General features: G+C 71.4%; 23 protein-coding genes. 7 read left to right on the top strand and 16 right to left on the bottom strand.

The genetic code is table 11. The features are described 5' to 3' along the window. Positions 1-71: 71 nt before the first annotated feature. On the bottom strand, positions 72-1,598 hold the full coding sequence (locus NOD94_RS16185; protein WP_281206628.1) for a hypothetical protein: 1,527 nt from the start codon (positions 1,596-1,598) through the stop codon (positions 72-74). Positions 1,599-2,025: 427 nt separating this feature from the next. Here NOD94_RS16185 and NOD94_RS16180 point away from each other — a divergent pair, with 427 nt between their 5' ends. Next, entirely contained in the window at positions 2,026-3,873 is a 1,848-nt protein-coding gene (locus NOD94_RS16180; protein WP_281206627.1) for an endonuclease/exonuclease/phosphatase family protein, read from the top strand. Positions 3,874-4,122: 249 nt separating this feature from the next. Continuing rightward, positions 4,123-4,377: a hypothetical protein gene (locus NOD94_RS16175; protein ID WP_281206626.1), complete on the top strand. Its 255-nt coding sequence runs from the start codon at positions 4,123-4,125 to the stop codon at positions 4,375-4,377. A gap of 103 nt (positions 4,378-4,480) precedes the next feature. Here NOD94_RS16175 and dapD read toward each other — a convergent pair whose 3' ends face one another. Both dapD and NOD94_RS16165 read right to left on the bottom strand, forming a co-directional pair. After that, positions 4,481-5,461, bottom strand: a complete 981-nt coding sequence (gene dapD, locus NOD94_RS16170; RefSeq protein WP_281206625.1) for a 2,3,4,5-tetrahydropyridine-2,6-dicarboxylate N-succinyltransferase — start codon at positions 5,459-5,461, stop codon at positions 4,481-4,483. Between the two features lie 9 nt (positions 5,462-5,470). Next, positions 5,471-6,703, bottom strand: a complete 1,233-nt coding sequence (locus NOD94_RS16165) for an MFS transporter (protein ID WP_281206624.1) — start codon at positions 6,701-6,703, stop codon at positions 5,471-5,473. A gap of 95 nt (positions 6,704-6,798) precedes the next feature. Here NOD94_RS16165 and NOD94_RS16160 point away from each other — a divergent pair, with 95 nt between their 5' ends. After that, positions 6,799-7,674, top strand: a complete 876-nt coding sequence (locus tag NOD94_RS16160; protein WP_281206623.1) for a winged helix-turn-helix transcriptional regulator — start codon at positions 6,799-6,801, stop codon at positions 7,672-7,674. A 48-nt stretch (positions 7,675-7,722) separates the two neighbouring features. On the opposite strand, the gene NOD94_RS16155 is transcribed toward NOD94_RS16160, so the two are convergent. The 12 genes from NOD94_RS16155 to NOD94_RS16100 all read right to left on the bottom strand — a co-directional run bounded on the left by NOD94_RS16155 (position 7,723) and on the right by NOD94_RS16100 (position 17,744). Continuing rightward, entirely contained in the window at positions 7,723-8,256 is a 534-nt protein-coding gene (locus NOD94_RS16155) for a TetR family transcriptional regulator (protein ID WP_281206622.1), read from the bottom strand. Next, positions 8,256-8,579, bottom strand: a complete 324-nt coding sequence (locus tag NOD94_RS16150) for a multidrug efflux SMR transporter (RefSeq protein ID WP_281206621.1) — start codon at positions 8,577-8,579, stop codon at positions 8,256-8,258. Before NOD94_RS16150 ends, NOD94_RS16155 begins: the two co-directional genes overlap by 1 nt. Positions 8,580-8,641: 62 nt before the next feature. Beyond that, positions 8,642-10,057 (bottom strand): DUF3616 domain-containing protein, encoded by a 1,416-nt coding sequence (locus tag NOD94_RS16145; protein WP_281206620.1) that lies wholly within the window; start codon positions 10,055-10,057, stop codon positions 8,642-8,644. Positions 10,058-10,246: 189 nt separating this feature from the next. Then, entirely contained in the window at positions 10,247-10,591 is a 345-nt protein-coding gene (locus NOD94_RS16140) for a metal-sulfur cluster assembly factor (RefSeq protein ID WP_053681645.1), read from the bottom strand. Then, positions 10,588-11,052 carry a Fe-S cluster assembly sulfur transfer protein SufU gene (sufU, locus tag NOD94_RS16135; protein WP_281206619.1) on the bottom strand — a complete coding sequence of 155 codons (465 nt, stop codon included), beginning with the start codon at positions 11,050-11,052 and terminating at the stop codon, positions 10,588-10,590. The genes NOD94_RS16140 and sufU overlap by 4 nt, the downstream gene beginning before the upstream one ends. 36 nt (positions 11,053-11,088) lie before the next feature. Next, a complete protein-coding gene (locus NOD94_RS16130; RefSeq protein ID WP_281206618.1) occupies positions 11,089-12,345 on the bottom strand; it encodes a cysteine desulfurase in 1,257 nt (418 codons plus the stop codon). Then, on the bottom strand, positions 12,342-13,106 hold the full coding sequence (gene sufC / locus NOD94_RS16125; RefSeq protein ID WP_281206617.1) for a Fe-S cluster assembly ATPase SufC: 765 nt from the start codon (positions 13,104-13,106) through the stop codon (positions 12,342-12,344). Before sufC ends, NOD94_RS16130 begins: the two co-directional genes overlap by 4 nt. A 7-nt stretch (positions 13,107-13,113) precedes the next feature. After that, entirely contained in the window at positions 13,114-13,443 is a 330-nt protein-coding gene (locus NOD94_RS16120; protein ID WP_281206616.1) for a bifunctional 3-phenylpropionate/cinnamic acid dioxygenase ferredoxin subunit, read from the bottom strand. Then, positions 13,443-14,621 (bottom strand): Fe-S cluster assembly protein SufD, encoded by a 1,179-nt coding sequence (sufD, locus tag NOD94_RS16115; protein WP_281206615.1) that lies wholly within the window; start codon positions 14,619-14,621, stop codon positions 13,443-13,445. The genes NOD94_RS16120 and sufD overlap by 1 nt, the downstream gene beginning before the upstream one ends. A 62-nt stretch (positions 14,622-14,683) precedes the next feature. Continuing rightward, the gene (gene sufB, locus NOD94_RS16110) at positions 14,684-16,099 is read right to left on the bottom strand and encodes a Fe-S cluster assembly protein SufB (RefSeq protein WP_281206614.1); all 1,416 of its coding nucleotides are present in this window, start codon (positions 16,097-16,099) and stop codon (positions 14,684-14,686) included. Next, on the bottom strand, positions 16,096-16,851 hold the full coding sequence (locus NOD94_RS16105; RefSeq protein WP_281206613.1) for a MarR family transcriptional regulator: 756 nt from the start codon (positions 16,849-16,851) through the stop codon (positions 16,096-16,098). Before NOD94_RS16105 ends, sufB begins: the two co-directional genes overlap by 4 nt. Positions 16,852-16,952: 101 nt before the next feature. Beyond that, positions 16,953-17,744 carry a formate/nitrite transporter family protein gene (locus NOD94_RS16100; RefSeq protein ID WP_281206612.1) on the bottom strand — a complete coding sequence of 264 codons (792 nt, stop codon included), beginning with the start codon at positions 17,742-17,744 and terminating at the stop codon, positions 16,953-16,955. Between the two features lie 122 nt (positions 17,745-17,866). Between NOD94_RS16100 and NOD94_RS16095 the strand changes: the two genes are divergently transcribed. From NOD94_RS16095 to NOD94_RS16080, 4 genes are all read left to right on the top strand, one after another. Then, positions 17,867-18,793: an ABC transporter ATP-binding protein gene (locus NOD94_RS16095; RefSeq protein WP_281206611.1), complete on the top strand. Its 927-nt coding sequence runs from the start codon at positions 17,867-17,869 to the stop codon at positions 18,791-18,793. After that, positions 18,790-19,572, top strand: a complete 783-nt coding sequence (locus tag NOD94_RS16090) for an ABC transporter permease (protein WP_281206610.1) — start codon at positions 18,790-18,792, stop codon at positions 19,570-19,572. The genes NOD94_RS16095 and NOD94_RS16090 overlap by 4 nt, the downstream gene beginning before the upstream one ends. 84 nt (positions 19,573-19,656) lie before the next feature. After that, positions 19,657-20,793, top strand: coding sequence for a hypothetical protein (locus NOD94_RS16085; protein WP_281206609.1), 1,137 nt, complete (start codon positions 19,657-19,659; stop codon positions 20,791-20,793). A 33-nt stretch (positions 20,794-20,826) separates the two neighbouring features. Continuing rightward, positions 20,827-21,786, top strand: a complete 960-nt coding sequence (locus NOD94_RS16080; RefSeq protein WP_281206608.1) for a COX15/CtaA family protein — start codon at positions 20,827-20,829, stop codon at positions 21,784-21,786. Between the two features lie 28 nt (positions 21,787-21,814). Here NOD94_RS16080 and NOD94_RS16075 read toward each other — a convergent pair. Beyond that, on the bottom strand, positions 21,815-22,413 hold a 599-nt coding region (locus NOD94_RS16075), incomplete at its 5' end, for an amidohydrolase family protein (protein ID WP_348652334.1).

Raw genomic sequence — 22,413 nt, 5'->3', positions numbered from 1 at the left:
TGTTGTGGGTCCCTGGAGGCACCACCGGACGCGTCCCCCGGTCGGAGCGGCTCGTAACGAGAGCCTGCGGGTCAGGGCTGCCGGGAGCGGGCCTTGAACGCCGCCTTGCGGGCCTCCTTGGACGCCTTCTTGTCCGGGTGCAGCCGACCCATGGCCTCCAGGACGTACGCCGTCGCCGGGTGCTCCACCCGCCAGACCTGGTCGAAGAATCCGGTGTGGTGTTCCGTCAACGACCGCATCAGCAGCGGGAGTTCTTCTGTCTCGCCGTCGGCGGCGAGCTGCGCCGCGATCGTGTCGACCGTCAGCCAGAACACCATGGTCCCGTCCGGCGCCGGTACGTCGACCGCCCCGCGTTCGGCCAGCCAGACCCGGGCGAGCCCGCCGAGCTCCGGGTCGTCCAGCACGGCACGGACGGCCGCCTCGGCCTCCGGTCCGGCGGGGGCGAGCGCCTGCTGGCAGCGCAGCCGGCGCAGCGGGCCGCCCTCGTCCACCCCGCGGGCCGCGGCCAGCAGTTCGGCGACCGCCGCGGGCAGGTCGCGGCCGGCCAGCCACTGCTCGATCTCGGCCTGGGCGGCGCTCTCCGGGTAGAAGGAGACCGTGTCGAGGAGGGTGTCCGCGCCCTTGTCGGCGAGTTCTCCGATCGCGGGGGCCTCCACCCCGGCCTCCAGCATGCGGGCGCGGACGCCGTACAGGCCGAGCGGGGTCAGCCGGACCATGCCGTACCGGGAGACGTCCTCGTCATCGTCGTCCCACCCGTCGGGGTCCGCGGCCGCGGCCGCCGCGGGAGCCTCGGCGCCCTCGTGGTCGGGGAGTTCCTCCGCTTCCACCATCAGGGCCTCGTCGACGGGCCGGAACTCGACCAGCCCGATCGGCTCCAGCTGCCGGAACTGGTCGTCGAGGCGCATCATCGCGTCCGAGACCTGCTCCAGTACGGCGTCGCTGGGATCACCCATGTCGTCGGGAACGATCATCGACGCGGCGAGCACGGGCAGGGGCACCGGCGCATCGCCCGCGCCGCCCTCGGCGACGCTGAGCAGGTAGAGGTTGGCGAGGACGCCGTCGAGGAAGTCGGCCTCGCGCTGCGGGTTCCAGTCCAGCCGGTCGAAGTCGATCTCACCGCCCGCGTCCATGGCCTCGACGAGGTCGTCCAAATCGGGCACGGCCGCGTCCGCGAGGACGGTGTCCAGGGCCGCCAGCCACAGGTCGAGCACGTCGCCGGGCGCCCCGCCGGTCAGCAGGGCGAGGTCCTCGCCCGGGGCGGCGGTGCCGTACTCCGGCTCCCCGCCCTCGACGCCGTCGCCGGCGTCCTCCTCGGGTTCGGTCACGTCGACCAGCCCGGTGTCCACGGCCACCCGCCAGGCCTGGCTCGCGTGGACCGGGCCGTCCTCGTCGGCGGCGTCGAGGCCGAGCACGGCCGCGGCCTCGGGCAGTTGGTCGGCGACGAGTTCACCGCCGACATCGACGCGGGTGTCGGGCCCGGCCCAGCGGGCGAGGCGGACGGCACGGGCGAACAGCGGGGCGACGAGGGCGTCGCGGGCCAGCTCCGCATCGGAGTGCAGCCGTACCGGCGGCAGCGTGGGGTGCGGCTCTGCGGACATGGGGTGGTTCTCCTCGGACACGACGGGACGTGGGGCGTTGAAGCGGTGGGACGTTGCGGCGACGGGGCCTTGAAGCGGCGGGGCGGTGACTCGACGGAACGGTGGCTCGGCAGGACGGTGGCTCGACAGGACAGGGACGTGATGCGACGCGGCGGCGACCCGACGGGACGGCCCCGCCCGGGCGAGCCCCCGCAGGGGCCCGTTCCGGGGCCGGTGCCGGGCCGTCAGGCCTCGTACGGCGACCCAGCGTAGACGCAATTCGGGCAGCTCCGGGGGGCCATCGCCTTTGGTTCATCCCACAGTCAGCCGGTGTATCCCCTGGAGGCCTTGACAACGTCGATGGTCACCCAGGAAATTGACGCGCGTAGATGTATCGGGACCCTCAGGGTTCACCCTCCACCTCCTCCACACACCGGAGTTCCCGCCCATGCGCTCCTCGCATCCCCGTTCCGCCGCCGTCGCGGCCCTCGTCGCCACCGCGCTGGCCACCGGCCTGCTCGTCGGTACCGCCGACGCGGCCGAAGGCGCCGTGTCCGCCGATCCGATACGCATTCACGACATCCAGGGCACGACCCGGATATCCCCGCTCAACGGCAAGGCCGTCGCAGACGTCGAGGGCATCGTCACGGGCGTGCGCACGTACGGTTCGCGCGGCTTCTGGATCCAGTCCGCCGACGACGCCACCGACGACGACGACGCGACCAGCGAGGGCGTCTTCGTCTTCACCGGTTCGGTCCCGACCGTCGCGGTCGGCGACGCGGTCAAGGTCTCGGGCACGGTCGGCGAGTACGTCCCGGGTGGCGTCAACTCCGGTAACCAGTCGGCCACCCAGATCTCGAAGCCGACGGTCACCGTGGTCTCCTCGGGCAACGCGCTGCCCCGGGCCACCGCCATCAACGAGTACACGGTCCCCGCCGAGTACGCCCCGGGCGGCGACACCGCCGCCGGTGGCAGCATCAACGGCCTGGCCCTGGAGCCCTCGCGCTTCGCGCTCGACTTCTACGAGTCGCTGGAGGGCATGAACGTCAAGATCGGCACCTCCCGCGTCGTCGGCGCCACCGACCCGTACTCCGAGCTGTGGGTCACGGTGAAGGGCTGGGAGAACGCCGCCAAGCGCGGCGGGACGGTCTACGGCTCGTACGAGTCCCAGAACACCGGCCGCCTCCAGATCCAGCAGCTCGCGCCCGTCGCGCAGCAGCCCTTCCCGGTCGCCAACGTCGGCGACAAGCTGACCGGCACCACCGAGGGCCCCCTGGACTTCAACCAGTTCGGCGGCTACACGCTGGTGGCGCGCACCCTGGGCACCGTCAAGGCGGGCACCCTCGCCCCCGAGAAGACCAAGGCGCAGGCCGCGAACGAGCTCGCGGTGGCCACGTACAACGTCGAGAACCTCGACCCGACCGACCCGCAGGAGAAGTTCGACGCGCTGGCCAAGGCCGTCGTGGAGAACCTCGCCTCCCCGGACATCCTGGCCCTGGAGGAGATCCAGGACGACAACGGCGCCAAGAACGACGGCGTCGTATCGGCCGAGCAGACCCTGACCAAGTTCACGGCGGCCATCGCGGCGGCCGGCGGCCCGGCCTACCAGTGGCGGACCATCGACCCGGAGAACAACAAGGACGGCGGCGAGCCCGGCGGCAACATCCGTCAGGTGTTCCTCTTCAACCCGGCGCGGGTCTCCTTCACCGAGCGCGCCCCGGGCGACGCGGTGACGGCGACCGGCGTGACCACGGTGAACGGCAAGGCCGCGCTGACCCGCTCCCCCGGCCGCGTCGACCCGGCGAACCCCGCGTGGGCGGACAGCCGCAAGCCGCTGGCGGGCGAGTTCTCCTTCAAGGGCAAGCCGGTCATCGTGATCGCCAACCACTTCGGCTCGAAGGGCGGCGACGAGGGCCTGACCTCGCACCACCAGCCGCCGGTGCGCTCCTCGGAGGCCAAGCGACTGCTCCAGGCCCAGGCGGTGAACGGTTTCGTCAAGGACGTCCTGGCGGCGCAGAAGAACGCCAACGTGCTCGTCCTCGGTGACATCAACGACTTCGAGTTCTCGGCCACGACGGACGCCCTCGCGGACGGCGGCGCGCTGTACCCGGCGATCAAGTCGCTGCCGAAGGCGGAGCGGTACTCCTACGTCTACCAGGGCAACGCGCAGGTGCTGGACCAGATCCTGACCAGCCCGGCGATCAAGACCTTCACGTACGACAGCGTGCACATCAACGCGGAGTTCGCGGCGCAGAACAGCGACCACGACCCGCAGGTGCTGCGCTTCCGCCCGTAACACCCACGGACCGCAGGGGGCCCGGGCGCCGTCCCGCCCGGGCCCCCTGCCCCCGTTCCGGGGCGGGAACGGCGCGGCCGGGTGGGCGCGGCTCGGCCGGCATTGCGGGACAAGTGGGGACTTTCGGCCCTGGCGTGAGCCTCGCCACATCTCTCCCGAATGGGCCGGTTGTGGTGGTTGAGTATGCGCACGCCCGATCTTCGACCCGTACGTACCGGCTCGTCCCGCTCGCACCCCGCGGAGGACCGCGTGTTCCCCTCCATCTCGCCCGCCCAGGAAATAGGCCTCGCGATCCTGTTCGTGGCCGCGCTCGTCTGGATCGTCGGCCTCGGCCACATGCTGTGGGACAGCCGCTTCCACCACCCCGAGCCGGCCGCCCACGAGGGCCTGCCGGTCATCCCGGCCCAGCGCGGCGCACAATCGCACCCGATGGAGTCGGTGGAGCTGACCGAGGCCGAGCGGGAGGCCTTCGCCGGCCTGATCCGCAGGATCCCGCTCCGCTGACGCCCCTCCCCCGGACCCCGCCCGCCCCGCGGGCGCACCGGGCACGCGAACGGCGCCCCTCACCCGTCGGGTGGGGGGCGCCGCGCGTACCGGCCCGCGAGGGTCAGTTGTGGCTGTGCAGGACCTCGTTGAGGCCGCCCCAGGCCGCCTTGTACGGGCGGGCCTCGACGGCGCCGGAGACCGAGTTGCGGCGGAAGAGGATGTTGTTGGCGCCCGAGAGCTCCAGCGCCTTGACGATCTGGCCGTCCGGCAGGGTGACGCGGGTGCCCGCGGTCACGTAGAGGCCCGCCTCGACGACGCACTCGTCGCCCAGCGCGATGCCGACGCCCGCCTCGGCGCCGATCAGGGTGCGCTCGCCGATCGAGATGATCTGCTTGCCGCCGCCCGAGAGGGTGCCCATCGTGGACGCGCCGCCGCCGATGTCGGAGCCGTCGCCGACGACGACGCCCGCGGAGATGCGCCCCTCGACCATGGAGGTGCCGAGGGTGCCGGCGTTGAAGTTGACGAAGCCCTCGTGCATGACGGTGGTGCCCTCGGCGAGGTGCGCGCCGAGGCGGACACGGTCCGCGTCGGCGATGCGCACGCCCTTGGGGGCCACGTAGTCGGTCATGCGCGGGAACTTGTCGATCGAGGTGACCTGGAGGTGCAGGCCCTCGGCGCGGGCGTTCAGGCGGACGGTCTCGACCTGGTCGACGGCGACCGGGCCCAGCGAGGTCCAGGCGACGTTGGTCAGCAGGCCGAAGACGCCGTCCAGGTTCTGGCCGTGCGGCTTGACCAGGCGGTGGCTCAGCAGGTGCAGGCGCAGGTACGCGTCGTGGGCGTCGAGCGGCTTGTCCTCCAGGGAGGCGATGACCGTGCGGACGGCTACGACCTCGACACCGCGGACCGCGTCCGAGCGGATGGCCTTGGCCGCGGCGGCGCCGAGGAGCTCCACGGCCCGCTCGGCGGTGAGGCGCTCGGTTCCGGCCGGGCCCGGCTCGGCGGCCAGCTCGGGGGCGGGGAACCAGGTGTCGAGGACGGTGCCGTCGGCGGTGATGGTGGCAAGTCCGGCGGCGACGGCGCCGGTGGTACGCGTAGCAGTCATGCCCGAAACCTAACCGGCGACGGCCCGCGGTCGCGAACCGGTCTCATGTGACGGTCTCGCGGCGCGTCGTGCCTGCCGCAGCGAGAGCCCGATGACGGCCGCGCCCGCCCCGCCCGCGAGCGCCGCGCACAGCGGCCACAGCAGCCCCGGGGCGGCCGCGTAGAGGGCGCCGCCCGCGGAGGGCCCGATGACGACGCCGCAGACCGAGACCCCCGCGTACAGGCTCTGGAACCGGCCGACGGCGTGTTCGGGGGCCTGGTCGGCCACGTAGGCGGTGGCGGTGGTCTTGTAGAGGATCTCGCCGAGGCTCAGCAGCACCATCATCGTGATGGCGCTCGCCGGCCCGGCGCCCGCGATCAGTACCGCGTACCCGGCTCCGACGAGGACGAGGCCGGTCCCGATGACCGCGAGCGGCGGCCGGTCGCGCAGGGCGACGGCGGCGGGCAGCTCCAGCAGCAGGACGACGGCCCCGTTGAGGGCGATGACGAGGCCGAAGGCGCGTACGTCGAGGCCGTGGTCGGCGAGGAAGACGGGGAAGGTGAAGTACTGCTGCCGGTAGACCACGTCCACCACCATGATCGCCGCGAGCAGCGCCGGCACGGCTGGGCGGGCCCGCAGTTCCGCGAGGACGCCGCGGCCCAGACCCCCGTCCGGGGCCGCGGCGCCCTCACGGACGGCTCCCCGGGCGGGTACGGCCCGGGCGGTCCACAGGGCGAAGAAGAGGGTGCCGAGGCCGTCGCCGACGAAGAGCCACTCGTACGAGAGGCCGCTCGCGACCAGGGCGCCCAGCGGCGGGCCGAGGGTGAAACCACCGTTGGCCGCGCACCGTACGACGGCGAACGCCTGGCGGCGGTTCCCTTCGGGGACGGTCACGGCCACCAGGGCAGCGTTGGCCGCGCGGACCACGCCGGAGGCGTACTGGGCCAGCGGCAGGGCCGCGTACAGCAGCGGGGTGGTGAGCAGCGGGAAGGCCATGAGCGTCAGGCCGCCGAGGGTGGAGGCGGCGAGCAGGACGCGGCGGTGGCCGAAGCGGTCGCCGTACCAGCCGCCGGTGAAGTTGCCGGCGACCAGCCCGACGCCCCCGATCCCGGTGACGAGGCCCGCCTCGGCGGCGCCGAGGCCGCGCGGGCCGGTCAGGTAGAGGAAGACGAAGACGAAGGTGAAGCTGACGACGGCGTTGACGAACACCCCCGCGGCCAGCAGCCACACGACCCTCGGCACGTCCTTGAACCCCTGCGGCACACCGCACCCCCAGCATTCCCCGTCATGAGTGAGTTCCTTTTAGGAACGGACTATGTCAGCATGACAGCCTGGGGTCAACGGACGAAGGAGTACCCATGGCCCAGCGCACGCACCTCGGCGACGCGGACTGTTCCATCGCCCAGGCCCTCGACGTCGTGGGCGACTGGTGGACGCTGCTGATCGTGCGCGACACCGCGCGCGGCCTGCACCGCTTCGACGAGCTCCAGCGCGAACTCGGCATGTCCCGCAAGGTGCTCACCGAGCGGCTGAAGATGCTGGTCGAGGCCGGGGTGCTGACGCGCGAGCCGTACCAGGAGCGCCCGGTTCGGCACGAGTACCGGCTGACCCCGCGCGGACGGGGGCTGCTGCCCGTCCTGGTGGCCCTCCAGGACTGGGGTGACACCTGGGTCCTGGGAGAGGGAGAGATGACGGCGACGGCGGGGGAATTCTCGAAGGAGGCGGTACGGGTCCACGCGCTGCGCGGCACCCGACTGCCCGAGTTGCTGCTGCCCGACCGGTTCGGCGAGCTCCGCGACCCGGTCGCGGACACGCCCTTCACCGTCCTGTACTGCTTCCCGGGCGCGTACGCCCGGTCGGAGTCCTACCCGCCCGACTGGGCGGGGATCCCGGGCGCGCGGGGCTGCACCCTGGAGTCGTGCACGTTCCGCGACCAGCTCGCGGAGTTCACCGCGGCCGGCGCCACCGTGCACGGCGTCTCGACCCAGCGCCCGGACGAGCAGCGGGAGTTCGCGGAGCAGGAGCGGCTGCGCTTCCCCCTGCTGTCGGACGCGGGACTCGACCTGGTGACGGCGCTGCGGCTGCCGACGTTCCGCGCGGCGGGGGTGACCCGGATCAAGCGGCTGACGCTGCTGGTGGACCGCGACCGGACGGTGCGCGAGGTGTTCTACCCGGTCCGGGACATCGAGGCGAGCGTGGCGGCGGCCCTGGCGGCGGCCCGCGGGGCCGCCTGAGCCCACCCGCCCGGGGCGCGGTCCGGGGGCCCGGGACGCGGTCCCGCCTCAGCCCCCGCCCAGCACCCGGGACAGGACCTCGCGGGCGTACGCCTCGTCGTACGGGACGTCCGTCAGCAGGACCTGCAGGCAGATCCCGTCGAACACCGCCACCAGCGCCCGCGCGGTCACCGGATCGGTGTGCCGCGCGAGGGCGGCGGCGACCGCCCCGCACCACTGCGCCGCGATCGGCCGCAGCGCGGGCCGGCGCAGCGCGGCCAGGTAGAGCTCGTACTCCAACTCCACCCGGCCCCGGTCGGCGGCCAACAGCTCGCCGAGCAGCCGGGCGAGGGCGCCCGCCAGGTCCCCGTCCCGCACGTCGGGCACCAGGACGAAATCGGCGTTCGCCTGCCGCAGGGCGGCGACCAACAGGTCGTCCAGCGTCTTGAAGTGATAGGTCGTCGAGCCCAGCGGCACGTCCGCCTCCGCGGCGACGCTGCGGTGGCTCAGCCCGGCGATGCCCCTGGCCGCCACCACCCGGATCGCGGCGTCGATGATCCGCTGCCGACGGTCCGGGTCGTAGCGGCGCGTCCCGGCGACCATCAGTGCGCCGCCCCGCCCAGGTTCAGCAGGACCACGCCGGCGATGATCAGCGCGATCCCGGCGATCTTCGCGGCGGTGGCCGCCTCCCCCATGAACACCATGCCGATCGCGGCGATGGCCGCGGTGCCGACGCCCGCCCAGATCGCGTAGGCGGTTCCCACCGACATGGACTTCAGCGTCTGGGCGAGCAGCGTGAACGCGATGAGGTAACCCAGCACCGTGCCCAGGGAGGGCCACAGTCGGGTGAAGCCGTCGCTGTACTTCATGGCGGTGGTGCCGGCGACCTCGGCGGCGATCGCCGCGGCGAGCAGTACGTAGGGCATGCGTACAACAGTACACATCGATGCGTACGTGCGTACACACGAACGGGTGGCCGCCGGCCGGGTCAGCGCAGGGTGAACCAGGCCGACCGGGCCTTCTTCCACTCCGGGTGCTCCAGGTCCTTGGCCTCGGTCCCGTCGCCGTACAGGTCGGCGGAGCCGCTGTCGGTGATCAGCTGGACGCGGGCCCCGCGCGCCCGCAGGTCGGGGACGTTCACCACGGCCTCCCAGCCGCCCGGGTCCCCGGTCGGCAGGTCCGCGCGCTTCTTCGGGGCGTGGCCCGCCACCCCGTCCCACTGGTAGAGGGCGTACGGGTCGGAGTTGTCGTCGGCCGCCCAGGAGCCGGCCAGGATCAGGTACTGGTTCGCGGCGTTCTTGCGGATGTCGCGCACCGCGAGCCCGCCGAGGTCCATCTCGATCGGACGGCCGAACACGGCCTTGGCCCCGTCCGCCACGACCTCGTCGATGTTGGTGACGGGCACGACCAGCGCCTTGCCGCCCGGTACGGCCGGGGCCAGCGGGGCCCGGAAGCCCAGGTAGGCGGTGGTCTGCGAACCGGGGGCGAACTCCATGCCCTCCACGTTGAAGCCGTCGATCTGCTTCGGCACCTCCCCGGCCGCCGTCCCGGCGGCGAAGCCGTAGCGGTTCCCGTTCGCCGCGTCCCAGGCGACCAGGTCCTCGCGCAGACCCTTGTAGGCGGCCCGGAAGGAGATCTCGGTCGCCGCGCCCGAGCCGGTGATCCGCGTGGTGAAGACGGTGTTCCGTTCGGCCTTGTACTTGCCGTCCTTGTTGTTGCCGAGCGAGCCCGTCCAGTAGACGGTGTCGCCCACCCGCGCGGCGCCCTCGATGTCGGCCTCCTTCTTCCAGCCCAGGGCCGGGCCGAGGTCCCAGGTCTTCACGGGACCGCCCGAGCGGGACCGGTCGTACAAACGGATCACGTTGGACTCGTCGTCGGCGACCAGGACGTGACCTCCACCCACGTCCACCGCGGCGGAGGCGTCCGAGGAGCCGGTGAGGTAGCGGGTCCCGGCCGCGTTCTCCGTCCGCGCCGAAGCAGCGTAGGAGAGGGTCGCCGTGGCGGTCTTCCCGCCGCGGCCGGTGACCTCCAGGGTCAGGTCGGTGTAGCCCTGGGCGCGGGCGGTCACCGTGAGCCTGCGGTCGCCGTCCAGCGTGCGCACCTGCTGTACGTCACCGACGCGCGCGACGGCCGGGTTGCTGGAGGAGACGACCCTCAGCCGCAGGAAACCGGCCGGCATGCCCTGCTGCTCCACGTCCACCGTGACGGCCGGGTCGCCGAAGGCGCCCACCGCGCCGCTCAGGTGCGTCGCGGACAGCGCGATCGTCGGGGCGGCCCAGTCCCGCGCGGGCCCGCTCGCGGCGTGCGCGGACGCGGGCGCGGTGAGTCCGGCCAGGAGCAGGGCCGCGGCGCCGGCGGCTCCGGCGGTGCCCAAGCGGCGTCCCGGTGCGAGGCGAAGGGTCACAGGTGTTCCTCTCGTGTGCTGCGTCACTGCGTGACGGCCGTCGAGAAGGCTCGGCCACGGCGGCGAACTCCCGGTGCACGGTGCCTGTCCGCCCGGAGAACAGCCCGCCCGCCCCGGCGCGGGAACAGGCGCGGGAACAGCGAGGGCCCCCGGCACGACCGTGCCGGGGGCCCTCCTGGTGTCCGTCGCTCAGACGTTGAAGCCGAGCGCGCGCAGCTGCTCACGGCCGTCGTCCGTGATCTTGTCCGGGCCCCACGGGGGCATCCAGACCCAGTTGATGCGGAGCTCGTTGACGATGCCCTCCGTCGCCGACTTCGCCTGGTCCTCGATGACGTCGGTCAGCGGGCAGGCCGCGGAGGTCAGCGTCATGTCGAGGGTCGCGATGTTCGCGTCGTCGACGTGGATGCCGTAGATCAGGCCCAGGTTGACGACGTCGATGCCCAGCTCGGGGTCGACCACGTCGTAGAGGGCCTCGCGGACCTCTTCCTCGCTGGCCGGCTTGATCGACGCCTCGGGCGTCGCGTTCTCGGTCATGCCGTCTTCCTCTCCGCGTCGCCGCCCAGTGCCTGGGCGGTCGCGTCCTTCCACGCCATCCAGCTCAGCAGAGCACATTTCACGCGCGCCGGATACTTGGAGACGCCGACGAACGCGACCGCGTCCTCCAGCACCTCCTCCATGGCCTCGTCGGGCTCGATCTGGCCCTTGGACTGCATCAGCTCCAGGAACACGGCCTGGATCTTCTGCGCGTCCGCCAGCTCCTTGCCGACGAGCAGCTCGTTCAGTACGGAGGCGCTCGCCTGGCTGATGGAGCAGCCCTGGCCCTCGTAGGAGACGTCGGTGAGCGTCTGCCCGTCGTACTTCACGCGCAGCGTGATCTCGTCCCCGCACGTCGGATTGACGTGGTGCACCTCGGCGTCGCCGTCGCGCAGGCCACGCCCGTGCGGGTGCTTGTAGTGGTCCAGGATCAGTTCCTGGTACATCGAATCCAGCTTCACAGCGTCCTCGTCAGCCTCTTGTCGTCCGACTCGTCGTCATCCGAAGAAGTTCCGTACGTGCTCCAGCCCATCGATCAGCGCGTCGACCTCGGCAGGAGAGGAGTACAGGTAGAAAGACGCCCGCGTCGTCGCGGGAATTCCGTACCGCAGGCAGACCGGACGCGCGCAGTGGTGTCCCACGCGGACGGCGATGCCCTGCTCGTCGAGCACCTGGCCGACGTCGTGCGGGTGGATGTCCCCGAGCGTGAAGGAGATCGCCGCGCCGCGGTCCTCGGCCGTCGTCGGGCCGATGATCCGCAGGTCGGGCACCTCCAGGAGGCGCTTGACCGCGTACTCGGTGATCGCGTGCTCGTGCGCGGCGATCTTGTCCATGCCGATCGCGGTCAGGTAGTCCACGGCCGCGCCGAGGCCGACGGCCTGGGCGATCGGGGGCGTACCGGCCTCGAACTTGTGGGGGGCCGGGGCGTACGTCGACGAGTGCATCGACACGGTCTCGATCATCTCGCCGCCGCCGAGGAACGGGGGCAGGTCCTCCAGCAGCTCCTGGCGGCCCCACAGGACGCCGATGCCGGTCGGGCCGCACATCTTGTGGCCGGTGAAGGCGACGAAGTCGGCTCCGAGGGCCTGGACGTCCAGCGGCATGTGCGGAGCGGCCTGCGAGGCGTCGATCAGCACCAGCGCGCCGACCTCCTGCGCGCGCCGGACGATCGCGTCGACCGGGTTGACCGTGCCCATGATGTTGGAGACCAGCGTGAAGGAGACGATCTTCGTCTTCTCCGTGATGACCTCTTCGATGTTGGACAGGTCGAGCCGGCCGTCGTCGGTGAGGCCGAACCACTTCAGCTTCGCGCCGGTGCGCTGCGAGAGCAGCTGCCACGGGACGATGTTGGAGTGGTGCTCCATCTCCGTGATGGCGATCTCGGTGTCGTGATCGACCCGGTAGGGCTCGTCGGCCCAGCCGAGCATGTTCGCGACGAGGTTGAGCGACTCCGAGGCGTTCTTGGTGAAGATCACCTCGTTGCGGCTCGGTGCGTTGATGAAGGCGGCGACCTTGTCGCGCGCGCCCTCGTACAGCGCCGTGGCCTCCTCGGCGAGCACGTGCACGCCGCGGTGGACGTTGGCGTTGTGCTGCTCGTAGTACTCGTTCAGCGCATCGAGCACCTGGCGCGGCTTCTGCGAGGTCGCCGCGTTGTCCAGGTAAACGATCTTCTTCCCGTCGTGGACCACACGATCCAGCAGGGGGAAGTCCTTGCGGATCGCCTCGATGTCGAGGAGGCCAGGCAGCTGTGTCACGCGGTCGCGCCACCCTTCACGTACTTGTCGTAGCCCTCGGCTTCCAGCTGGTCCGCGAGCTCGGCGCCGCCGGACTCGGCGATGCGGCCGTTCGCGAACACGTGGACGAAGTCGGGCTTGATGTAGCGCAGGATCCGCGTGTAGTGGGTGATCAGCAGGGTGCCGACCTCGCCGCTCTCACGAACCCGGTTGACGCCCTCGGAGACGATGCGCAGCGCGTCGACGTCCAGGCCGGAGTCGGTCTCGTCGAGGATCGCGATCTTCGGCTTGAGGAGCTCCAGCTGGAGGATCTCGTGGCGCTTCTTCTCGCCGCCGGAGAAGCCCTCGTTGACGTTGCGCTCGGCGAAGGCCGGGTCCATGTTGAGCTGCTCCATCGCGGACTTGACCTCCTTCACCCAGGTGCGCAGCTTGGGGGCCTCGCCGCGGATGGCGGTGGCGGAGGTGCGCAGGAAGTTGGAGACCGAGACACCGGGGACCTCGACCGGGTACTGCATGGCGAGGAAGACGCCGGCGCGGGCGCGCTCGTCGACGGACATCTCCAGGACGTCTTCGCCGTCGAGGGTCACGGTGCCACCGGTGATGGTGTACTTCGGGTGACCGGCCAGCGAGTACGCCAGCGTGGACTTGCCGGAGCCGTTGGGGCCCATGATGGCGTGCGTCTCGCCCTGCTTGACCGTGAGGTCGACACCCTTGAGGATCTCGCGGGCGCCGTTCTCGGCCTCGACGGAGACGTGCAGGTCGTGGATTTCAAGCGTTGCCATGGATACCTCAGGACTCCTGGGTGAGGGAGGCGCGTACGTCGACAAGGACGTTGCCCCCTTCGATCTTTACGGGGTATACGGGTACGGGGCGCGTCGCGGGCAGACCGGACGGCTTTCCGGTGCGCAGGTCGAAGGCCGACCCGTGCAACCAGCACTCGATCATGCAGTCCTCGACCTCGCCCTCCGAGAGCGAGACGTTCGCGTGCGAGCAGATGTCGTTGATCGCGAACACCTCGCCCTCGGTGGAGACGATGGACACCGGCGTGCCGTCGACTTCCACCCGCTTGGGGGTGTCCGCCTCCAGCTCGCTCAGCGCACAGGCCTTGACGTAATTCATCAGACGGAACCCTGGAGCTCGGTCTCGATCTTGGTGAGGAGGCGCTCCTCGATGTCGTCGACACCGATCTGCTGGACGAGCTCGGCGAAGAAGCCGCGCACGACCAGGCGGCGGGCCTCGTCGGCCGGGATGCCTCGGGCCTGGAGGTAGAACAGCTGCTCGTCGTCGAAGCGACCGGTCGCGGAGGCGTGGCCGGCGCCGACGATCTCGCCGGTCTCGATCTCCAGGTTCGGCACCGAGTCGACGCGCGCGCCGTCCGTGAGGACGAGGTTGCGGTTCATCTCGTAGGTGTCGGTGCCCTCGGCGGTCTTCTCGATGAGCACGTCACCGATCCAGACCGCGTGGGCGTCCTGGCCCTGGAGCGCGCCCTTGTAGACCACGTGCGACTTGCAGTGCGGGGCGCTGTGGTCGACCAGGAGGCGGTGCTCCTGGTGCTGGCCGGCGTCCGTGAAGTACAGGCCGAAGAGCTCGGCCTCGCCGCCGGGGCCCGCGTAGGTGACGCGGGGGTGCAGGCGTACGAGGTCGCCGCCGAAGGTGACCACGATCGACTTGAAGGTGGCGTCGCGGCCGACCAGCGCGTTGTGCTGGGAGACGTGGACGGCGGTGTCGTCCCAGTCCTGGACCGACACGACGGTCAGCTTGGCGCCGTCGCCGACGAGGAAGTCGACGTTGGCGGCGCGCACGCCGTCACCGGTGTGGTCGATGACGATGACGGCCTCGGCGAAGGCCTGGACGTCGAAGACGGTGTGGCCGAAGGTGGTGCCGCCCTCGCCGTGCAGCGAAACGCGCACGGGCTCGGTCAGCACGGCCTCCTTGGGCACGGTGACGACCGTGGCCTTGGCGAAGGACGAGAACGCCTGGGCGGCGATCCGGTCCACGGGGGTGCCGGCCTTGCCGATGCGGGCGTCGCCGCGCTCGACGGACTCGATCGTCACGCCCTCGGGCGCGTCGATCTGGGCCTTCATGGTGCCGTTGGCGACCGCGGTGCCGTCGTGCAGACCCTTGAGGCGGGCGAGCGGGGTGAACCGCCACTCCTCCTCGCGGCCGTGCGGAACCGGGAAGTCGGCCACGTCGAAGGACGGGGGCGCACTCATCCGGGTGGCGACGGTGGACTCGGCGGCCACCGCGATCGCGCCGGCGGTGGTGGAACCCGCCGGAATGTTCTGAGCCTCAGCCATGGCTGTCTTCGTGCTCTCTTCCTACGTCAAAGAATGTCTGCGGGACGGTCGGGCGGTCGGGACTATCCGACCGACCCCTCCATCTGCAGCTCGATCAGCCGGTTCAGCTCCAGCGCGTACTCCATGGGCAGCTCGCGCGCGATCGGCTCGACGAAGCCGCGCACGATCATGGCCATGGCCTCGAACTCGGTCAGACCGCGGCTCATCAGGTAGAAGAGCTGGTCGTCGGAGACCTTGGAGACCGTCGCCTCGTGACCCATGGACACGTCGTCCTCGCGGACGTCCACGTAGGGGTACGTGTCCGAGCGGGAGATGGTGTCGACCAGGAGCGCGTCGCAGAGCACGTTCGACTTGGAGCCGTGGGCGCCCTCGCCGATCTCCACGAGGCCTCGGTAGGAGGTGCGGCCGCCGCCTCGCGCCACCGACTTGGAGACGATGTTGGAGGAGGTGTACGGCGCCATGTGGACCATCTTGGAGCCGGCGTCCTGGTGCTGGCCCTCGCCCGCGAAGGCGATGGACAGGGTCTCGCCCTTGGCGTGCTCGCCCATCAGGTAGACGGCCGGGTACTTCATGGTGACCTTGGAACCGATGTTGCCGTCGATCCACTCCATGGTCGCGCCCTCGTACGCCACGGCGCGCTTGGTGACCAGGTTGTAGACGTTGTTCGACCAGTTCTGGATCGTCGTGTAGCGGCAGCGGCCGCCCTTCTTCACGATGATCTCGACCACGGCGCTGTGCAGCGAGTCCGAGGAGTAGATCGGGGCGGTGCAGCCCTCGACGTAGTGGACGTAGGCGTCCTCGTCGACGATGATCAGCGTCCGCTCGAACTGGCCCATGTTCTCCGTGTTGATGCGGAAGTAGGCCTGGAGCGGGATGTCGACCTTCACGCCCTTGGGGACGTAGATGAAGGAGCCGCCGGACCACACCGCGGTGTTCAGCGACGCGAACTTGTTGTCGCCGACCGGGATGACCGTGCCGAAGTACTCCTGGAAGAGCTCCGGGTGCTCCTTGAGCGCGGTGTCCGTGTCGAGGAAGATGACGCCCTGCTCCTCCAGGTCCTCGCGGATCTGGTGGTAGACGACCTCGGACTCGTACTGGGCCGCGACACCGGCGACGAGGCGCTGCTTCTCCGCCTCGGGGATGCCGAGCTTGTCGTACGTGTTCTTGATGTCCTCGGGCAGGTCCTCCCACGAAGCGGCCTGCTTCTCGGTGGAACGCACGAAGTACTTGATGTTGTCGAAGTCGATGCCCGAGAGGTCGGAACCCCAGTTGGGCATGGGCTTCTTGCCGAACAGCTTGAGGCCCTTGAGGCGGAGGTTCAGCATCCACTCCGGCTCGGACTTCTTCGCCGAGATGTCTCGGACGACGTCCTCGGACAGGCCCCGCTTGGCAGCGGCGCCCGCCGCGTCGGAGTCGGCCCAGCCGTATTCGTAGGTGCCGAGGCCATCGAGCTCAGGGTGAGCAGTCTCCGTGGTCATGCGGGGTTCCTCCCGGCCGTACTTGCAGATACTGATGTGTCGGTCTGTGTGGCGCTTCGCGGAATGAACGTCGTGCACACCCCGTCGCCGTGGGCGATCGTGGCGAGGCGCTGCACATGCGTCCCGAGCAGGCGGGAGAAGACCTCGGTCTCCGCCTCGCAAAGCTGCGGGAACTGCTCGGCGACGTGCGCGACCGGGCAGTGGTGCTGACAGAGCTGTTCACCGCTGTGCGGACCGGGAGCGCTCTTCGCCGTAGCAGCGTACCCGTCCGCGGTCAACGCCTTGGCAAGGGCCTCGGCGCGGTCCGCGGGTGCGGCCGCCTCGACGGATTCCCGGTAGGGCTCCGCCTGCGCCTCCATCCGCGCCCTGGCGAAGGCGGCCACGGCCGCCTCCCCCGGCTCCCCGCCGCCGGCGGCCTGCGCGATCCAGCGCAGGGCGTCCGCGGCGAGCGTGTCGTAGGACTGGTCGAAGGCGTCGCGGCCGCAGTCGGTGAGCGCGAAGACCTTGGCGGGCCGACCCCGGGTGCGTGCGCCGTACACACGCTGCTCACGGGGTTCGACCACGTCGTCGGCGACGAGCGTGTCGAGGTGGCGGCGCACGGCGGCCTGAGTGAGGCCCAGACGCTGCGCGAGGTCGGCGACGGTGGACGGACCATGGTCCAGGATGGAGCGCGCGACCCGGTTGCGGGTTGACCGCTCCCCGGTCACGAGTTCCCCCTGGGGGGTCTCGATCGTCCGTTCGCCGTATTTCACAACGCCATTGTTGCGTAATTAACCGAGCGACGACAAGCCGTGATGGACGCCACTCCTGGTGGCATCCATCACTAAGGGTTACCTAATTTGTCTACGGAGAGTTAATCGGACCCCATGATTCCGCGCTCTCGGTGAGCACCGCCGGTGAACCAGCAAACGGCTCCCACCAGCAAGCCCCCGCCCACGATGTTCCCGGGAACGGTAAACATCAAGTTCCGGAAAAGGTCACCGAAACCGACTGGGCCATCCAGGATCGCCAGGCTGAAAAGAGCCATGTTCGCGACACAGTGTTCGAATCCGACGGCCACGAATACGGCCACGGGCAGCCACAGGACGAAAATCTTCGCCGCGTCCCCGCGGGCCCGGGTGAACATCCAGATCGCCAGGCAGACGAGCATGTTGCACAGCACCGCCCGCCAGAACAGCTGACCGCCGCCGAGCTCCGTCTTCGCGTGGACCATCTCGGTGAGCATCGCCCGCGCGGACGGCGAGGAGGTCACCCCCGAGGCGTGCACCATCGCCCCGAACACGAACGCGCCGACCAGGTTCCCCGCCGGCGACAGCCCCCAGGACGCGAACAGGTCCCGAGGCCCGGTCCGCCCGGACAGCGCGCCGACCAGCATGACCATCACGTTGCTCGTGAACAGCTGGGCCCCGGCGAACATGACGATGGTCAGCGCCACCGGGAAGACCGCGCCCTCCAGCAGCTTCACCGCCGCCGAGCCCTTGGCCACGAACGGCGAGATCGCCACGAGCAGCAGTACCTCGCCGATGCCGATGTACGCGCCCGCCAGCATCGCGGAAACGAAGTAGCGCGGCGGATGTCCCAGGTCGTGGGCCTTGTGCGCGGCCTGCCCGGAGGTGGCTTCGACGTTCTGAGCGATGCTGTTCACCATTCGACGCCAGGGCCGCGGCAGGGCCCCGAACGCCCGAAAAGGTCACCTACCGGCGGACCCCCGACCCCGCCACCCCCGGGACCAAGGACCCCTCCCCGCGCTCCGTAGACTCGACCCCCATGAGCAACGACCCCGCCGTGGAGATCCGCGGACTGGTGAAGCGGTACGGCCCCAAAACAGCGGTGGACGGCCTGGACCTCACCGTCCCCGGCGCCTCGGTCACCGCGGTTCTCGGTCCGAACGGCGCGGGCAAGACGACGACGGTGGAGACCTGCGAGGGCTACGTCCGGCCCGACGCGGGCACCGTCCGCGTCCTCGGCCTCGACCCCGTCGCCCGGGCCGAGGCCCTGCGCCCCCGGATCGGCGTCATGCTTCAGTCCGGCGGGGTCTACTCCGGCGCCCGCGCCGTCGAGATGCTCCGCCACATGTCCAAGCTGTACGCGCACCCCCTCGACGTGGACGTCCTGGTCGACCGCCTCGGCCTCGGCGGCTGCGGCCGCACCCCCTACCGGCGCCTCTCCGGCGGCCAGCAGCAGCGCCTCGCGCTCGCGATGGCCGTCGTGGGCCGCCCCGAGCTGGTCTTCCTCGACGAGCCGACCGCCGGCCTCGACCCCCAGGCCCGCCGCGCGACCTGGGACCTCGTACGGGAACTGCGGGCCGACGGGGTCACCGTCGTCCTCACCACCCACCACATGGACGAGGCCGAGCAACTGGCCGACGAGGTCGCCATCGTCGACGCGGGCCGGGTCATCGCCCACGGCAGCCCCGACCAGCTGTGCCGCGGCGGCGCCGAGAACACCCTGCGCTTCACCGGCCGCCCCTCCCTCGACCTCGCCTCGCTGCTCAAGGCCCTGCCCGACGGCACCCAGGCCGCCGAGCTGACGGCGGGCTCCTACCGGGTCACCGGCGACGTGGACCCCCAGCTGCTGGCCACCGTCGCCTCCTGGTGCGCCCAGCACGGGGTGATGCCGAGCAGCCTCTCGGTGGAGCGGCACACCCTGGAAGACGTCTTTTTGGAACTCACGGGCAAGGAGCTGCGCGCATGAGCGCCGGTACGTTCACCCCCCGGCCGGGGGCCGCGCCCGTGTCCCGGATGATCCTGGCGCAGGCCGCGCTGGAGACCCGGATGCTGCTGCGCAACGGCGAACAGCTGCTGCTCACCGTGATCATCCCGGCGCTGCTGCTGACCCTGTTCTCCTCCGTGGACATCATCACCGTGCCCATTCGAGCGGACGGCGCCGAGAAGTCCGTCGACTTCCTGGCCCCCGGCATCCTCGCCCTCGCCGTCATGTCCACCGCCTTCACCGGCCAGGCCATCGCCACCGGCTTCGACCGCCGCTACGGCATCCTCAAGCGGCTCGGCGCCTCACCCCTGCCCCGCTGGGCCCTGATGGCCGCCAAGACCCTGTCGGTGCTGGTCACCGAGGTGCTCCAGATCGCGCTGCTGACCGTGATCGCCTTCGCCCTCGGATGGTCCCCGCACGGCAACCCGCTCGCGGTGGCCGCCCTGGTCCTGCTGGGCACGGCCGCCTTCTCCGGCCTCGGGCTGCTGATGGCCGGCACCCTCAAGGCCGAGGCGACCCTGGCCGCCGCGAACCTGGTGTTCCTGCTGCTGCTCGTCGGCGGCGGGGTGATCGTCCCGCTGGACAAGTTCCCCGGAGCGGTCCAGTCCGTCCTCGGGCTGCTGCCCATCTCCGCGCTCTCCGACGGGCTGCGCGAGGTGCTCCAGCACGGGGCCGCGCTGCCCTGGACCGACCTCGCGGTCCTGGCCGGCTGGGCCGTCCTCGGCCTGGGCGCGGCGGCCCGCACCTTCCGCTGGGAGTGAATCCCTTCCCCTGAGCGTTGGCCTGGCAGGAGGATGAGCGCCTCCACACATCAGCGACGCACGACCAGGATGCCGGGGGCGGGCATGGCGCAGCGGGAAGCCGTTCTGCGGCTGGACGAACAGTGGGCACGGATCCGGTCGGGCGCCGCCCTGGCGGACCCCGTCGAGAGCGAGCGGCTGCTCGGCGAACTCATCGGCGCGCTCCGCGAACCCGCCCGGACGGACGCCGAGTGCGCCGCCCGGCTCGGGCTGCGCCTCGGCGACCTCGCGGCGCGCCGCTTCGCGGCCGGGGACCGGGCCGGGGCACTGGCCGCCATCGAGGAGGGGCTGCACCACGGGCAGCAGGCCGCCGGACACGCGCCGGAGTACGCCCGGTGGTACGCCCGGGGCCTGATCAATGAGGGCGTCTGGCTGGCCTGGCCGCTGAGCGACGCCGACCGCCTGCCGCGCCACCCGCTGGGCACGGGCTCCGAGAACGGCCCCAACGCGATGGAACGGGCGGCCGGTGAACGCGCCCGCGACCTGACCCGGGCCGCCGTCGAGGTGTGGGCCGGTCTCGACCAGCACGACCCGGTCAACCGCCGGGGGCTCGCCCAGGCCAAGGTCTTCCTCGGCGACCGGCTCGCGGAGCTGGGCTTCGCGGCCGACGCCGTCGCATGGGCGGTGGACGCCGAGGCGGGCTTCCGCGCGCTGCTGCTCGCCGCGCCCGGTACGGAGGAGGCGCAGGAGGCCGAGGAGGCCCTGGACCACATCGGGCGGCAACTGGAACTGCGGCTGCGTTTCCTGGCCTTCGATTCCCTCGCCCGGCTGCGCGCCGACGGACTGCTGCCCGAACGGCTGCTGCCTCAGGCCGTGGTGGCCGCCCGGATCCAGGGCGTGCCCGGTCCGGAGATCGCGGCCCGGCTGGGGCTGGAGGTCGAACAGGTCTCCACGATGTTGGAGGTCACGCCCTGGCGGGCCGTGTGGCGCGTCGACGTGCGCGGCGCCGACGGACTATGGAATGTACAGGGACATCCCTGGCGTGACGGGGCAGACGTGCGGAATCGGACGGCCGAGGACGTAGCGGGCGAACTCGTCCGCGGCTTCAGGGAGTCGCCGGACTACCCCGGCGACAGCGGCCTTTGGTGCGTGCGCGTCTGGTGGCACACCGAGGGCGACCCGGCCGGCGCCCGGTTCCGCCTGGTCATCGGCCCGGACGCGGCGGCACCCACCCCCTCGTGAAACTTTGCACAAGGCGCGGCCTACGATGGGGGCGTGTTCAATCCCTTCGCCTACCTCGCCGCCCGCTGGACGCCCTCACCCCGGATCGTCCAGCGAGCCGCCCTCGCCGCGCTCGTCATGACCGTCGTCATCGTCATCACCGGTGGGGCGGTGCGGCTGACCGGATCCGGTCTCGGCTGCGACACCTGGCCCAAGTGCACCGACGACAGCCTGATCACCACTCAGGCCCAGGGCATCCACGGTGCCATCGAGTTCGGCAACCGGATGCTGACCTACGTGGTCAGCGCCGCCGTCGGCTGGTGCATCCTGGCCGCCCGGTGCGCCAAGCCCTGGCGCCGGTCGCTGACCAAGCTCGGCTGGGCGCAGTTCTGGGTCGTGTGCGGCAACGCCGTGCTCGGCGGGATCACCGTCCACACCAAGCTCAACCCGTGGAGCGTGGCCGGGCACTTCCTGCTCGCCACCGCGCTGATCACCGTGACCACGCTCACCTGGCAGCGCGCCCGCGAGGGCGACGGCGCCCCCAAGCCGCGGGTTCCCGCCCCGGTGCGCAAGCTGTCCTGGGCGCTGGTCGCCACCACGTTCGTCCTGATCGCGGCGGGCACCGTGGTGACCGGCTCCGGTCCCCACGCCGGCGACAGCAGCGAAGTGCCGCGCATGCCGTTCGACTGGGCGACCACCGCCCACGTCCACGCCATCGCCGCCTGGCTGGTCTGCGCGCTCGCGGTCGCGATGTGGCTGGTGCTGCGCGTCGTGGACGCCCCCACCGACACCCGGGCCCGGGCCCGCGACCTGCTGGTCGTACTGCTGGCCCAGGGCGCCATCGGCTACGTGCAGTTCTTCACGGAGCTGCCCGAGGTGCTCGTCGCCGCGCACATGTTCGGCTCCTGCCTCGTGTGGATCGCGGTGCTGCGCGTGGCCCTCTCCCTGCGCGAGCGCCCCGCGGTGCACGCGGAGGTCCCCGCCCAGGGCGACCCGCAGCTCTCGACCGTCTGACGGGTTCCCGGCGCGACGGGCGGGGCGGTCAGCCCCGCTCGTCCAACCGGTAGACCCGGCGGGCGTTGCCGGCCGCGAGCATCCCCGCGACCCGGTCCGCGTCCCGCCGGGACCAGGAGCCGTCGGCGGCCCAGCCGCCCAGGACCCGGCCCAGCGCCTCGCGGAACACCAGGGCGCCCACCGCGTGGAGTTCGGGGAGCGCTCGACCTCCGCTGGAGAACAGCAGCTTCCCGAACGGCGCGAGCTCCAGCAGCTCCGCCAGGACGGCGGCCGCCCGGGCCCCCGTGCGCGCCGGATCGGGGCCGAGGTCGGCGTACACGTGCGGGTGGGCCGCCGCGAGCCGGGCCGCCTGCCGGTGGTGCGGGTAGGTGCCGAGCAGCACCAGCCGCGTACCGAGGCCCGCGGTGGCCCGTACGAACCCGGTCAGCGGCTCCGGACCGGCCCCGCCGGTGTGCAGTTGGACCGGCAGTCCCGACGTCACGGCGCTCCACAGCAGGTGCCGCAGCAGGACGGGGTCCCGTACGGCACCGCCCCTGCCCCGGGCGGCGAGCCACCGCCCGGCCGCCCCGCGCACCTCGCCGGGCCCCCGCGGGTGGAGATCGGGACAGCGTCGTGTTTTGTAAAATT

It is taken from the genome of Streptomyces sp. Isolate_45 (assembly GCF_024721315.2).
Lineage (GTDB): Bacteria > Actinomycetota > Actinomycetes > Streptomycetales > Streptomycetaceae > Streptomyces.
This window is presented reverse-complemented; position numbering and strand designations above follow the sequence as displayed.

What these genes read in the sequence shown, in the direction of transcription:
- NOD94_RS16090 (WP_281206610.1), top strand. Translation starts at nt 18,790, where the DNA reads ATGAGCGCCGGTACGTTCACCCCCCGGCCGGGGGCCGCGCCCGTGTCC.
- NOD94_RS16085 (WP_281206609.1), top strand. Translation starts at nt 19,657, where the DNA reads ATGGCGCAGCGGGAAGCCGTTCTGCGGCTGGACGAACAGTGGGCACGG.
- sufC (WP_281206617.1), bottom strand. Translation starts at nt 13,106, where the DNA reads ATGGCAACGCTTGAAATCCACGACCTGCACGTCTCCGTCGAGGCCGAG.
- sufD (WP_281206615.1), bottom strand. Translation starts at nt 14,621, where the DNA reads ATGGCTGAGGCTCAGAACATTCCGGCGGGTTCCACCACCGCCGGCGCG.
- NOD94_RS16160 (WP_281206623.1), top strand. Translation starts at nt 6,799, where the DNA reads ATGGCCCAGCGCACGCACCTCGGCGACGCGGACTGTTCCATCGCCCAG.
- NOD94_RS16095 (WP_281206611.1), top strand. Translation starts at nt 17,867, where the DNA reads ATGAGCAACGACCCCGCCGTGGAGATCCGCGGACTGGTGAAGCGGTAC.
- NOD94_RS16120 (WP_281206616.1), bottom strand. Translation starts at nt 13,443, where the DNA reads ATGAATTACGTCAAGGCCTGTGCGCTGAGCGAGCTGGAGGCGGACACC.
- NOD94_RS16185 (WP_281206628.1), bottom strand. Translation starts at nt 1,598, where the DNA reads ATGTCCGCAGAGCCGCACCCCACGCTGCCGCCGGTACGGCTGCACTCC.
- sufB (WP_281206614.1), bottom strand. Translation starts at nt 16,099, where the DNA reads ATGACCACGGAGACTGCTCACCCTGAGCTCGATGGCCTCGGCACCTAC.
- NOD94_RS16140 (WP_053681645.1), bottom strand. Translation starts at nt 10,591, where the DNA reads ATGACCGAGAACGCGACGCCCGAGGCGTCGATCAAGCCGGCCAGCGAG.
- NOD94_RS16180 (WP_281206627.1), top strand. Translation starts at nt 2,026, where the DNA reads ATGCGCTCCTCGCATCCCCGTTCCGCCGCCGTCGCGGCCCTCGTCGCC.
- NOD94_RS16155 (WP_281206622.1), bottom strand. Translation starts at nt 8,256, where the DNA reads ATGGTCGCCGGGACGCGCCGCTACGACCCGGACCGTCGGCAGCGGATC.
- dapD (WP_281206625.1), bottom strand. Translation starts at nt 5,461, where the DNA reads ATGACTGCTACGCGTACCACCGGCGCCGTCGCCGCCGGACTTGCCACC.
- NOD94_RS16150 (WP_281206621.1), bottom strand. Translation starts at nt 8,579, where the DNA reads ATGCCCTACGTACTGCTCGCCGCGGCGATCGCCGCCGAGGTCGCCGGC.